Origin of the sequence: Geodermatophilus sabuli, from assembly GCF_010686765.1 — a bacterium.
In the GTDB taxonomy this organism is placed as follows: Bacteria; Actinomycetota; Actinomycetes; order Mycobacteriales; family Geodermatophilaceae; genus Geodermatophilus; species Geodermatophilus sabuli_A.
On the sequence record NZ_JAAGWF010000018.1, the window covers coordinates 84415 to 96642 of the forward strand.

Sequence of the window (12228 nt, forward strand, 5' to 3'; positions counted from 1 at the left end):
CGCGGGGGTTGCACGGCCACGCCGGGGCCGGTCGAGGCGGATCTGCCCCGGCCTGCCGAACTGAAACCCCTGTTGCGGAACGATCTCCCAGGAGGACGACCACATGGACCTGGAGCTGACCGGCCGGCGCGCGATCGTGACCGGCGCGAGCCGCGGCATCGGGCTGGCCGTGGCGCACGGCCTGGCGGCCGAGGGGGCGCACGTCGCCCTGGTCGCCCGCGACCCGGAGGTGCTGTCGCGGGCCGCCGACGCGGTGCGGCGGCACGGGACGACGGTGCTCCCCGTCCCGGCCGACACCCGGGACGACGGCGCCGTCCGCGGCATGGTGGCCCGCGTGGTGGCCGAGCTCGGCGGCGTGGACGTGCTGGTCAACGCCGCCGCGCGACCGGCGGTGCCCGGGCCGGTGCCGCCGCTGGCCGAACTGTCCGACGACGCCCTGCGCGACGAGGTGGAGACGAAGGTGCTCGGCTACCTGCGCTGCGCGCGGGCGGTGGCCCCGCACATGGTCGACGCCGGGTGGGGCCGGATCATCAACATCAGCGGGCTGGGCGCCCGGATCGCCGGATCGCTGGTCGGGTCGGTGCGCAACGTCGCCGTCGCCGCGATGACCAAGAACCTGGCCGACGAGCTGGGCCCGGCCGGGATCACGGTGACCGTCGTGCACCCCGGCATCACCGTCACCGAGCGCCTCGCCGACGTGGTGGCCGACCGTGCCCGGAGGGAGGGCCGGACGCCGGAGGAGGTGGGCCGCGCCCTCGCCGCGGGCACCAGCATCGGCCGGCTGGTCACCGCCCGGGAGGTGGCCGACGTCGTCACCTTCCTCGCCTCACCCCGCAGCGCCGGGATCACCGGGGACGCCGTGACCGTCGGGGGCGGCACCCGGGGCGCGATCCACTACTGAGCCCACGCCGGGGCCGGCCCCAGGCCCAGACGCCAGCGGGCGGCCTCCTCGGAGGGGCTGTACGGGCCGAGCACCTGCCGCGCCGCGCGCAGCTGCAGCGCGGCCGCCACGGGCCGGACGCCGGCGGGACGGCTCCGGCCGGGCACCCCGGCGAACGGCGCGACGGTCGGCGACACCAGGTGCGCGGCGGCTCCGGCGAGCCCCCGGTAGAACACCCGCTCCGCCGGTCCCAGACCCGGCGGAGCGGCGAGGAAGGCCCGCAGCTCCGCCGGCACCGGCGCCAGCTCGGGCCGGTACCCGGCCAGCGCGTCGACCAGCTCGGCCTCGCTGCCGGGCAGGTCGCCGGCGCCCAGCGCCTGCGCGCTGCGCGCCCACTGGGCGACGTAGCCGTCCGGCCACCGCCGGCCGAAGCGCGCGGTCAGGTCCTGCCCCACGGCCCGCTGGGCGGCGAGGAACGCGTCGGTGAAGGCGAGGTGCACCCAGCGCTGGAGGACGGCGTCCTCGGCCGAGTAGGCCCGGCCGTCGGGAGCGGTGCCGCGGACGGTCGCGTGGATCCGGCGGACCCGCGCCGCCTCCCGCCCGGCCAGCTCGGCGGAGCCGAAGGTGCTGACGACCAGCCAGCGCGCAGTGCCGGCCAGTCGCTTCCACGGGTCCTCGCGGTAGGCCGAGTGCCCTTCCACGCCGGCCAGGGCGAGGGGATGCGCGGCCTGTCCCATCAGCGCGGCCACCCCGCCGACCAGGGTGGCCAGGTCGCCGTGCACCCGCCAGACCACGCCGTCGGGCTCGAACCAGCCGGGACCCTCCCCCACCAGCGCGATGTCCCGGACCCAGGCCGGCGCACCGGTCGGGTCCCCGGACACCCGGGCCCGGAACCGTGCGCGGACCGTCTCCCCCAGTGCGGTCACTCGCCCAGCGTCCCAGGGGCCGCCGGTCAGCCGGCGGGGTACTGCTCGCGCACCGCCCGCATGTCGAGGTCCCGGATGGTGGCGATGAGCAGGTCGAGGGAGTCCGCGGCCAGGGCGCCGGGCTCGGCGAACACCAGCACGCCGTCCCGGTAGACCAGCAGGGTCGGCACGGCACGCACCCCCACCGCGCGGGCGAGGTCCCGTTCGGCCTCGATGTCGACCGCGGCCAGCCGGACGTCGGGGTGCCGCCGCGCGGCGGCCTCGAGGACCGGACCGAACCGCCGGGACGGGCCGCACCAGGGCGCCCGGAAGTCGACCAGGACGATGCCGTCGCCGGCGACGGTCGCGGCGAAGTCGCGTTCGGACAGGCTGACCGCGCTCATCCGGCATCCCCTCCTCAACCGCTCTCCGCAGTGTGCGGGGCCGGCCGGGCGGGCGCATCCGGCGGGGCCTTGACGGGCCCTCCCGGCCGCCCCTAGCGTCGCGCCAGGTCTCGAGTACCAGCGTCAAGCCCCGGCTCGCTGGTCGGCAACCCTCCACTGCGGCGGGGTGCCCCGGGTGACGACCTGGCCCTGCCGCCGGCAGGGCAAGCGCAGCGGCGTCCGAGCTCCCTCGCCCGTCCTGCGCTCCGCAGCGACGCGAGGAGACCCCCGTGTTCCGCACCGCTCCCCCCGCCCGGACGACCTGTCCGGAGGTCGGGCCATGAGACGCAGCACCGACCGGATCCTGACCAGCCACACCGGCTCGCTCCACCGGAGCGCCGACTTCGAGGCCGTGGCCGCGCGCCACTTCGACCCCACCACCCCTCCCGACCCCGGCTGGGCCACCCTGCTCCCCCAGGAGGTCGAGGGCGTCGTCCGCACGCAGCGCGAGCTCGGCGTCGACCTGGTCAACGACGGGGAGTACAGCAAGACCAACTGGATCAACTACGCCGCGACCAGGCTCGGCGGGCTGGTGGAGTCCTCGGCCCTGCCGCCGTCCATGAAGCGCGGGCTCGGTGGGGCCACCGACATCGCGCGGTTCCCCGGCTTCTACCGCGACGCGGCCGAGCTCGACGGCGTGACCCTGTGGCAACGGCACAGCGAGTCGTTCTTCAACACCTCCGGGCCGCCCACCTGGCCGACCTGTGTCGGCCCGATCACCTACGTCGGGCAGGACGCCGTGGCCGCCGACATCGCCGCGCTCAAGGTCGCCCTGGGGGCCGTCGGCGCCGACCCCGGGGAGGGCTTCATCGGCGTCGCCGCCCCCGGGACGTTCGGCACGCTCTTCGCCGACGAGCACTACGGCGACCAGGAGGCCTACCTGTTCGCGCTCGCCGACGCGATCGGCGAGGAGTGCCGGGCGATCGCCGAGGCGGGACTGGTCGTCCAGATCGACGACCCGATGCTGCCCTCCACGCACGACATGCTGGAGCTGACCCGCGCACAGACCCTGGAGCTCGGCGAGCTCATCGTGGCGGCGACCAACCGGGCGCTCGAGGGCATCCCGGAGGAGCAGGTCAGGTACCACATCTGCTGGGGCAGCTGGAACGCGCCGCACACCAGCGACATCGGGCTCGCCGACATCCTCGACCTCGTCTACCAGGTGCAGGCGCAGACGTACTCGGTGGAGGCGGCCAACGTCCGCCACGACCACGAGTGGCGGGCGTTCGAGCGGCGGCCGCTGCCCGACGGCAAGATCGTCATGCCCGGTGTCGTCTCGCACGCGACCAACGTGGTGGAGCACCCGGAGGGGGTCGCCGAACGCATCGTCCGCTACGCCGGGGTGGTGGGCCGGGAGAACGTCATCGCCGGGACCGACTGCGGGTTCCGGGCCCGCAGCCACCCGGAGGTGGCCTGGGCGAAGCTGCAGGCGCTCGGCGAGGGTGCCGCTCGGGCCAGCGAGATCCTCTGGCGGTGAGCCGGGACCGCCGGCCACCGCCCCTGTGGGGGCGGTGGCCGGCGGGCGGGTCGGGTCGGCGCGAGCAGGACGTCGTGGATCGCGCCGATCGAGGCGGTGGTGCGGTCAGTCGGGCGGGCCGCCGCGGCCGCCTCCCCCGGGTGCACCGGAGGGAGCGCCGTCGCCCGAGAGCCCGCCGCCGGTCGGTGTGGTGCCGGTGTCGACGCCCACCGCGAGGGTGACGGCGTAGCCGGCGGTCACGTCGCCGCTCACGGTGGCCAGCTGGCTCGCGCCGCCGTCGTCACCGAAGACGTTGTCGCTGTCCAGCGTGACCCGTGCCAGCGTCGCCAGCGAGCTCTCGTAGCCGGGCTGGGCGTACACGGCGTCGCAGAGCTCCTGGGGCAGCGCCACCTGCGACGTGGCGATGGCGCTCGTGGCGTCGGTGAGGGCGGCCTGGTCCGGGTAGACCTCGAAGTGGACGTGCGGCCACCGCCCGGTGTAGCAGGCCGGGACGATGCTGGTGAAGCGCACCCGACCGGCGGCATCGCTGACCTGGACGCCGCGGAGGTAGTTCTGGTCGGTGATGCCCTCGGAGTACATCGAGTAGCCGCCGTCGCGGTCGCAGTGCCAGACGTAGACGGCCACCCCCTCGAACGGGATCCCACCACCGGCCAGGTCGGACAGCACCAGTTCCAGCGTCATCGGCACCCCCGCCGCGGTGCCGGTCGCCTCGCCGAAGCTGGACCGGATGTCGCTGCGCACGATGCCGCTCTGCTCGAGGACGTCGGGCCCGTTGGAGCCGTCGCCCGGATAGGGGCCGGCCGTCTCGTCCGGGATCTCGCCCGCGGCGGCCGACGACGCCGCGGAGGCCGTGCCCGAGGTGCCACCGGAGCCGCCACACGCCGCCAGGCCCGCGGCCGCCGCACCGAGACCGAACACCTGCAGCAGCCGGCGGCGGTCGAGCAGGGTGCCGACGTCGAAGCCGAGCCCCTGGTCGACGACCTCCTCCCCGGGCCGCGGGAGGGGACGCCCCTGGTACGTCGCCGGGTCGTGGTGGGGCTGCTGCGGCATGGATGGTCTCCGAGGTGTCGTCCGGTGCGTCGGCGCCGAGTCTCGGCGGCTCGACCGGGCTCCGGCTGTGCCCCGACTGGACCTCCGCTGTGAGCCGCGACGGCACGGTCGACCCGGGGGAGCCCGGTCCGCGACCGGGCGGGTGACCCCCGGGCGTGGGATCGTGGCCCCGTGGCCGAGGCCGAGCAGCCCACGGGCCAGCGGACGACGGCGACCCGGTCCTACCGGGGCCACGGCGTCCACGCCGCCCCCGGGGTGCACGAGTACGCCGTCGAGTTGGTCCGCGCTGCCCTCCCGCACGGCGGCCGGGTGCTGGAGGTCGGCGCCGGGTGCGGTGCCCTCACCCTGCGGTTGCGGGACGCCGGCTTCGACGTCGTGCCGACCGACCTCGACCCGCCGCACGACTGGATCGCCCGGCTCGACCTCGACGATCCCGAGTGGACCGACCAGGCGCGCGGCCCCTTCGACATGGTCGTGTGCGTGGAGACCCTCGAGCACGTGGAGAACCCGCGGAAGGTGCTCCGGTCGATCCGGTCACTCCTCCGGGCCGGCGACGGGCTGCTGGTGAGCACGCCGAACATCACCCACCCGCACTCGCGGCTGAAGATGCTCCTCCGGGGTGCCCCCTACATCTTCGGGCCGGGGCACTACCACCAGCCCGGGCACATCACGATCCTCCCGGACTGGATGCTCACCGAGCACGTCCGGCTGGCCGGTTTCGACCGGATCCGGGTCACGAACGGCGGCGACACCTTCTACCGCGGGGCGCTCCGGGTGGCCTACCGGGTCGAGATCGCCGTGCTGGCCCTCGTCGGTGTGCGGCAGCGGGCGCACTCGGGCGACGGCATCTGCACCTTCGTCACCGCCACCGCCGCCTGACCGGCTCGCTCCGGCGGGTCAGCGGCGCGCGGCCCGGGCCAGCGACCGGACGCCGACGTACGCGGCCGCCGCACCGGCCACCCACGGCCCGGCCACGACCACCGGGTCGAGGGCGTGGTGGCGCGCATCCGAGCGCCCGCGCCGCGAGCGCAGCCCCCCGCGGGTGAACTCGCTGCGGACGCCCGTCTCGGTCACCGGGTCGTCCGGGCGGAGCGTGGCGAAGGACCGCAGGTGGCTCCCCCAGGCGTCGACCCGGTCCCCGACGATCAGCAGCAGCCAGTGCGCCAGGCGCCCCTCGCTGAACCGCGCGTAGGCGTACCTCCGGATGGCCCCGGACAACCCCCTCGGCGGCTGGGCGGTGCCGAAGACCGGGGTGACGAAGGCGTGCTCGATGGAGTGCTCCCGCGGCCACTTCTCGGGCTGCCGCTCGGGGAAGTCCCAGTGGGCGCCGGTGTCCGCGGGGTACTGCAGCTTCGGGTAGGAGGGCCGGTCGGCGGGGTCGAGGTCGACGCCCCACCCGGGGATGCGGGCCCGCAGCTCCTCCCGGCTGGGCGGCGGCGTGCGCTTGTCCCGGACGTAGGCGCTGGGGATCTCGGGGTCGGTCATCGTCGCTCCTCGCTCACGCCGCGTCGGGCAGGACCAGCGGCTTGATGCAGCCGTCGAGCTTGGCCGAGAACACGTGGTACGCCTCGGCGATGTGCTCCAGCGGGAAGCGGTGGGTGACCATCGCCCGGGGCGTCAGGTGGCCGTTGCGGACGTGCTCGAACATCCGCGGCCACTGCCGCTTCACCGGCGTCTGGTTCATCCGCAGCGTGAGGCCCTTGTTCAGCGCGTCGCCGAACTTGACCGCGTTGGGGATCGGCCCGTAGGCGCCGACCACCGAGACGGTGCCGCCCTTGCGCACCCCGTCGATCGCCCAGTTCAGCGCGGTGGCCGAGCCGCCCTGCAGCTTGAACTTCGGACCGGTCAGCTGCTGGGCCAGGTTGCCGTCGGCCTCCGCGCCGACCGCCTCGATCACCACGTCGGCACCGAGGTGGTCGGTCTGCTTCTTCATCTCGACGACGATGTCGTCGTACTCGTCGTAGTCGAGCGTCTCGGCGTGGGCCATCGTGCGCGCCTTCTCCAGCCGCTCCTGCAGGTGGTCGATGACGATCACCCGGCCGGCGCCCATGAGCCACGAGGACTGCGCGGCGACCAGCCCGACCGGCCCGGCGCCCAGGACGACGACGGTGTCACCCTCGGCGATCTCGCCGAGCTGGGCGCCGAAGTAGCCGGTCGCGGCGGCGTCGGTGAGCAGCACGGCGTCCTCGTCGTGCATCCAGTCGGGGATCCTCACCGGCCCGACGTCGGCGAACGGGACCCGCACGTACTGCGACTGACCGCCGTCGTAGCCGCCGGTGGTGTGCGAGTAGCCGTAGATGCCGCCGACCGCCGTGGCGTTCGGGTTGACGTTGTGGCAGTTGGAGTACAGGCCCCGGGCGCAGAACCAGCAGCTGCCGCAGAAGATGTTGAACGGCACCATCACCCGGTCGCCCACCTGCAGGTTCTGGACCGAGGACCCGACCTGCTCCACGATCCCGATGAACTCGTGACCGAACGTGTGGCCGATCCGCGTGTCCGGCATCATGCCGTGGTAGAGGTGCAGGTCCGACCCGCAGATCGCCGCCAGCGTCACCCGCACGATCGCGTCGTTCGGGTGCTCGATCGGCGGGACGTCCTTGTCCTCGACCCGGATCTTGTAGGGCCCTCGGTAGACCATGGCTCGCATGGGGGTCCTCCCGGACGCAGCTGCGGCGGCGTGACACCGCACCCTCCGACCTGGTGACCGGAGTACCCCGACCCTGCGTCACCGTCGGGCTCGCTGCCACTCGGGTGGCGATCGCGGAACCCGTCGATTGGGGGGTGGCGAGCCCCAGCCGCTGGGCTGACGGCCCCGGGGGGCGGGGCCGCACGATGCCATCTGTGCGCTCCGGGTACCGGCCAGGTCGCACGGGGGAGAATCGAGGAGAACGTCGATGATCAGGGTCCTCGTCGCGGACGACCACCAGCTCATCCGGCAGGCGCTCACCGACCTGTTCGCCGACACGACCGACATCAGGGTCGTCGGCGAGTGTGCGGACGGGGGCGAGGTGGCGGGCGCCGTCGCGCGCACCCTCCCCGACGTGGTCCTCATGGACCTGCGGATGCCGGTGATGGACGGGCTGGAGGCCACGCGGGAGCTGCTGGCCACGCACCCGCAGGTGCGGGTGGTGGTCCTCACCGGCGCCCTCACCCCGGCGACGGTCCGCGAGGCCACGGCGCTGGGCGTCGCCGGCTACCTGCTCAAGGGGGACGACCCCGGCGCACTGCCCGACCGGATCAGGACGGTCGCCTCCGGGGGGAGGGCGTGGAGCGCAGCCGCCGCCGCCCTCGTCGAGAACGGCTGGGAGTCGATGACCCTCGCCCCCGCCGTCGAGGCCCGGTCCACCTACGCGGCGGAGAGCCCCCCGCGGCTGCGCTGACCCGCACCCCTGGCGCCCGGTCCGAGCGTCAGGCCGGCGGAGGGGGCGGCTCGCCGGCCCACGCCGCCTCGAGCAGGGCCTCGACGCCCTCCCGGGTGACCGGCCGCGGGTTGGCGTACGGGCTGGCGACGGCGGCCGCGGCGATCCGCGGCACGTCGTCCCGGGCCATGCCGAGCTCCCGGAGGGACCGGGGCGCCCCCAACCGGCCGGCCAGTGCCCACAGCTCCCGCGCCGGATCGGCCACCCCGCCCAGTGCCCGGGACAGCGCAGCGACCGCCGTCGGCGCCGCCGGCTGGTTGAACCCCAGGGCGTGCGGCAGCACCACGGTGTGGGTGGGGGCGTGCGGCAGGTCCAGCGTCCCGCCCAGGGCGTGGCACAGCTTGTGGTGCAGGGACATGGTCGTCGCGGCCAGCACCGCGCCGCACAACCACGCCCCGTACTGCGCCTCCGCCCGGGCGTCCAGGTCGGTCCCGTCCGCGACCACCCGGGGCAGCGCCCCGGCCAGCGCCCGTGCCCCCTCCTCGGCCATCAGCGACACGATCGGCGTCGCATCGGGGGCGTAGAGCCCCTCCACCGCATGGGCGATCGCGTTCATGCCGCTCGTGGCCGACAACCCGGCCGGCAGGGTGAGCGTGAGCTCCGGGTCGTACACGACGCTGCGGGGCAGCACCCGCACGTCCCGGCCGGTCCGCTTCTCGCCGCCCTCGGTCAGCCCCCACACCGGTGTCATCTCCGACCCCGCGTACGTCGTCGGCACCGCGATGACGGGCAGCCCGTGCTCCAGCGCGATCGCCTTGCCCAGCCCGACCGCCGATCCGCCGCCGACGGCCACGCAGCCGTCCGCCCCCAGCTCGCGGGCCACGTCGCGGGCGTGACCGGCGACCTCGACCGGCACGTGCATGCGCGCCTCGGCCAGCACGCCCACCGACCGCTCACCCAGTGCGCCGGCCACCATCCGGCCGGTCTCCTCCTGCTCCGGCGAGCACAGCACCAGGACCCGGGAGAGCCCGAGCGCCGCCACCTCCTCGGGCAGCGCACGCACCGCGCCCGCGCCGAACCGCACCCGCATCGGCAGCGCCTGGTAGGTGAACGAGCGCATCACGGTGCTCCTCCGGTGGACGGGTCGGTCAACGCGCGCAGCACGGCCGCCGTGTGCCGGTCGGCGGGCAGGAACGCCTCGATGCTGAGCTCCGCGGCGGTGACGTCGACGGCGGTCCCGAAGGTGGTCACCGTGCTGAGGAAGGCCAGCTCGCCGTCCCCGTGCCGGATGCGCAGCGGCACCACGATCCCGTCGGCCGGCGACCCGCCGCGGCCGCCGGGCAGCGCGGCCAGCTCGCGGTGCAGCGCGGCCAGGCCGGGGTCACCGGTGCCGGCCGCCTCCCGGCCGAGGCGGTGCAGCACGTGGGTGCGCCACTGGGTCAGGTTGGCGATCCGCGGCGCCATGCCCTCGGGGTGCAGGCTCAGCCGCAGCACGTTGACCGGCGGCCGCAGCAACCACTCCGCCGCGCCGTCCAGCAGCAGCGCGACGCTGCGGTTGGCCGCCACCAGGTGCCAGGTGCGGTCGATGACGACGGCGGGATGGGGCTCGTAGCCGGCCAGCACCAGGTCGAGCGCCTCGCGCACCGGTGCCATGGCGGGGTCGTCCAGGGGCCGCTCGGCGTAGGCGGGCGCGAAGCCGGCGGACAGCAGCAGCTCGTTGCGCGCGCGCAGCGGGATCTCCAGCTCCTCGGCCAGCCGCAGCAGCATCTCCCGGGTGGGACGGGCCCGCCCGGTCTCCAGGAAGCTGAGGTGGCGGGTGGACACCCCCGCCTGGCAGGACAGGTCGAGCTGGCTGAGCCGGCGTCGCTGCCGCCAGGTGCGCAGCAGCGCGCCGGCCGGTGGGCTGGTGGCGAGCTGGGTCACGGCCGCACCGTAGCGAGCGACGCGTCGGGCTGTCGCTTACCTCGCAGGTAATCGACGGTGCGCCCGGCCGGGGCCACCGTTCCGGCATGACCACCACCTCCACCACCACCGGGGCCCGCCCGGTCGTCCGTGCCGACCGGCTGCTCCGGCCGGCACTGCAGCTCGACGCGGCGGTGACCGGCCTCAACGGGGCCGGCTACCTGCTCGCCGCACCCGTCCTGGCCGGCCTCCTCGGCCTGCCGGCGGGCGTGCTGCGCGGCGTCGGCGGCTTCCTGCTCGCCTTCGCCGTCGTCGTCTGGGCGGTCGGGCGCCGGACGACGGTCCCCGCCGGACCGGCCGCCGGTGTCGTCACGGCCAACGTGCTGTGGGCGGCGGCCAGCGTCGCCGTCGCACTCGGCGGCTGGCACACCCCGACGGTCGCCGGGACCACCTGGATCGCCCTCCAGGCCGCCGTCGTCGCCGGCTTCGCCGCGCTCCAGTGGCGCGGGCTGCGCAGCCGCACCTCGTCCTGACCCCCTACGAGAACCGACAGGAGAACTGCCATGACCGACGTCCTCATCGACCACACCGTGCTCGCCGAGCGCTACCTGGCCGTCTGGAACGAGACCGATCCCTCCGCCCGCCGGCGGGCGATCGACGACCTGTACGCCCCGGACGCCCGCTACGTCGACCCGCTGGCCGACGCCCGCGGCCGGGAGTCGATCGACGCCACCGTCGCCGCGGTCCAGGCGCAGCTGCCCGGACTGGTGTTCCGGCTGGCGGGCCCGGTCGACGGGCACCACGACGTCGCCCGCTTCACCTGGGAGGTGGTCCCGGCCGGCGCTCCGGCCGACGCGACGGCACCCCTCGTGGGGTTCGACGTCATCGCCGTCGACGGGCAGGGGCGGCTGCGCGCGGTGGCGGGGTTCCTGGACCGGGTCCCCGCCGCGTGAGGGCGGCCGGTCGCGGGCGGGGACGCAGCTGTCGTCCCGCGCCCGCGACCGGTCGCGCCGGACCCGGGCGGGCCGGGTCAGAGGTACTGCAGGTGGACCGAGTCGATCGACCAGATCGCCGAGCTGTCCCCTCCGTGCGCGGCGACCAGCGCAGTGACGTACTCCCGCACCGCTCGCTCGTAACCCAGGGTGCCGGCGAGCAGCTCGCCGGCCGCGCCGACGATGCGCTCGAGGTCCTCGACGACGCGGGCGCGGGTCATGCTCGGCGTGCGCGGTCCGTCGTCCCCGTCGAGCACCACGACCGCGGGGTCGAACTGGCTGAAGCTGGGATGACGGCCGGTGTCGGGCAGGACCGAGCGGAACGGCACGTGGTTGAACCAGTACTCGAACCAGCGGCCGCCCGACAGCGCCAGCCACGGGGTGCCGACGGCGAGGGCGGCCAGACCGAAGCCGGTGTGCGGGGCGAGGAAGACGTCGCACGCCTCGACGACGGCGAGCTGCTCGGCGAGCGGGACGTCGAAGCAGTCGACGGGCGACGAACGGTGGCCCCTCAGGGCGCGCAACCCCTCCGCGGTGAGCGCGGTGCTGGTCCGCCGGTCGCGGGCGGTCCGGCCGACCAGGACGATCTCGAGACCGGGGAACGCCTCGGTGAGCGCGTCGAGGACGAGCAGCCAGGAGTCCGGGGACGGGTACAGCGAGGCGTCGCTGGACCCGGCGGGCATGAACGCGATCCGCCCGGCCGGCGGGCGGCCGGGCGCCAGCCGGCGTGCGGCCTGCTCGCGGACGGCCAGGGGCAGGTCAAGGCGCAACCGCTGGTGGGGGCGGTAACCGGCACGCTCCGCGCCGACGACGGACCGCCGTCCGCCCGGGGTGCGCAGGTGCGCGTCCGAGGCCGCGTAGTAGTCGCGCATGCCGGGGAACAGCTCGTACTGGAACGGCTGGTGGCGGCGGGTGTCGTCGACCACCCAGTCCCAGTCGCGCGGCAGCTCGCGCAGCCGGTCCGCGGAGTCCTCGCACGGCTCCAGGAACGGGTGGTCGACCGGGTGGACGGCCGTCACCGCCGGGCAGAACGCGGCCAGCTCCACCGCCGTCGCCGCGTTCAGCGCGACCGACACCTCCCGGCCCGGCACCGCCGCCGCGTGCCCGGTGCAGTAGTGCAGGGCCTCGATCGCGTGGCCGACCGGTTGCGCGTAGAAGAGGTTCACCAGCATCCGTTCGCGGTCCACCCCTCGATCGTCACGAGCGGGGCAACCGGTTTC

At 75.3% G+C, this 12228-nt stretch carries 14 protein-coding genes and 1 riboswitch; of the genes, 6 read left to right on the forward strand and 8 right to left on the reverse strand.

The window, feature by feature from the left end:
* Window positions 1-103: 103 nt before the first annotated feature.
* Complete coding sequence (locus GCU56_RS16375) at window positions 104-901, forward strand: SDR family NAD(P)-dependent oxidoreductase (protein WP_163482811.1); 798 nt, start codon at window positions 104-106, stop codon at window positions 899-901.
* Here GCU56_RS16375 and GCU56_RS16380 read toward each other — a convergent pair.
* Both GCU56_RS16380 and GCU56_RS16385 read right to left on the reverse strand, forming a co-directional pair.
* Entirely contained in the window at window positions 895-1806 is a 912-nt protein-coding gene (locus GCU56_RS16380; protein WP_163482812.1) for an oxygenase MpaB family protein, read from the reverse strand. The two genes, GCU56_RS16375 and GCU56_RS16380, sit on opposite strands and share 7 nt — an antisense overlap.
* Before the next feature lie 26 nt (window positions 1807-1832).
* Window positions 1833-2189, reverse strand: a complete 357-nt coding sequence (locus tag GCU56_RS16385; RefSeq protein WP_163482813.1) for a thioredoxin family protein — start codon at window positions 2187-2189, stop codon at window positions 1833-1835.
* A gap of 106 nt (window positions 2190-2295) precedes the next feature.
* A riboswitch (SAM riboswitch) is annotated at window positions 2296-2405 on the forward strand.
* 103 nt (window positions 2406-2508) lie between these two features.
* Here GCU56_RS16385 and GCU56_RS16390 point away from each other — a divergent pair.
* The gene (locus GCU56_RS16390; protein ID WP_163482814.1) at window positions 2509-3705 is read left to right on the forward strand and encodes a cobalamin-independent methionine synthase II family protein; all 1197 of its coding nucleotides are present in this window, start codon (window positions 2509-2511) and stop codon (window positions 3703-3705) included.
* 105 nt (window positions 3706-3810) lie between these two features.
* On the opposite strand, the gene GCU56_RS16395 is transcribed toward GCU56_RS16390, so the two are convergent.
* A complete protein-coding gene (locus GCU56_RS16395) occupies window positions 3811-4755 on the reverse strand; it encodes an intradiol ring-cleavage dioxygenase (protein WP_163482815.1) in 945 nt (314 codons plus the stop codon).
* A gap of 171 nt (window positions 4756-4926) precedes the next feature.
* Between GCU56_RS16395 and GCU56_RS16400 the strand changes: the two genes are divergently transcribed.
* Window positions 4927-5634 (forward strand): methyltransferase domain-containing protein, encoded by a 708-nt coding sequence (locus GCU56_RS16400; protein WP_163482816.1) that lies wholly within the window; start codon window positions 4927-4929, stop codon window positions 5632-5634.
* 18 nt (window positions 5635-5652) lie between these two features.
* Here the strand turns inward: GCU56_RS16400 and GCU56_RS16405 are convergent, their stop codons facing one another.
* A complete protein-coding gene (locus tag GCU56_RS16405; protein WP_163482817.1) occupies window positions 5653-6240 on the reverse strand; it encodes a hypothetical protein in 588 nt (195 codons plus the stop codon).
* Window positions 6241-6253: 13 nt separating this feature from the next.
* Complete coding sequence (locus GCU56_RS16410; protein WP_163482818.1) at window positions 6254-7402, reverse strand: zinc-dependent alcohol dehydrogenase; 1149 nt, start codon at window positions 7400-7402, stop codon at window positions 6254-6256.
* 247 nt (window positions 7403-7649) lie between these two features.
* Between GCU56_RS16410 and GCU56_RS16415 the strand changes: the two genes are divergently transcribed.
* Window positions 7650-8135 carry a response regulator gene (locus GCU56_RS16415; RefSeq protein ID WP_163482819.1) on the forward strand — a complete coding sequence of 162 codons (486 nt, stop codon included), beginning with the start codon at window positions 7650-7652 and terminating at the stop codon, window positions 8133-8135.
* 28 nt (window positions 8136-8163) lie between these two features.
* On the opposite strand, the gene GCU56_RS16420 is transcribed toward GCU56_RS16415, so the two are convergent.
* A complete protein-coding gene (locus GCU56_RS16420) occupies window positions 8164-9234 on the reverse strand; it encodes a maleylacetate reductase (protein WP_204332231.1) in 1071 nt (356 codons plus the stop codon).
* Window positions 9234-10037, reverse strand: coding sequence for an MmyB family transcriptional regulator (locus GCU56_RS16425; RefSeq protein ID WP_163482821.1), 804 nt, complete (start codon window positions 10035-10037; stop codon window positions 9234-9236). Before GCU56_RS16425 ends, GCU56_RS16420 begins: the two co-directional genes overlap by 1 nt.
* A gap of 86 nt (window positions 10038-10123) precedes the next feature.
* Here GCU56_RS16425 and GCU56_RS16430 point away from each other — a divergent pair, with 86 nt between their 5' ends.
* On the forward strand, window positions 10124-10549 hold the full coding sequence (locus tag GCU56_RS16430; RefSeq protein WP_163482822.1) for a hypothetical protein: 426 nt from the start codon (window positions 10124-10126) through the stop codon (window positions 10547-10549).
* Window positions 10550-10579: 30 nt separating this feature from the next.
* The gene (locus GCU56_RS16435) at window positions 10580-10969 is read left to right on the forward strand and encodes a nuclear transport factor 2 family protein (RefSeq protein ID WP_163482823.1); all 390 of its coding nucleotides are present in this window, start codon (window positions 10580-10582) and stop codon (window positions 10967-10969) included.
* Window positions 10970-11046: 77 nt separating this feature from the next.
* Here GCU56_RS16435 and GCU56_RS16440 read toward each other — a convergent pair whose 3' ends face one another.
* Window positions 11047-12195 carry a glycosyltransferase family 9 protein gene (locus GCU56_RS16440; RefSeq protein WP_163482824.1) on the reverse strand — a complete coding sequence of 383 codons (1149 nt, stop codon included), beginning with the start codon at window positions 12193-12195 and terminating at the stop codon, window positions 11047-11049.
* Window positions 12196-12228: the final 33 nt, after the last annotated feature.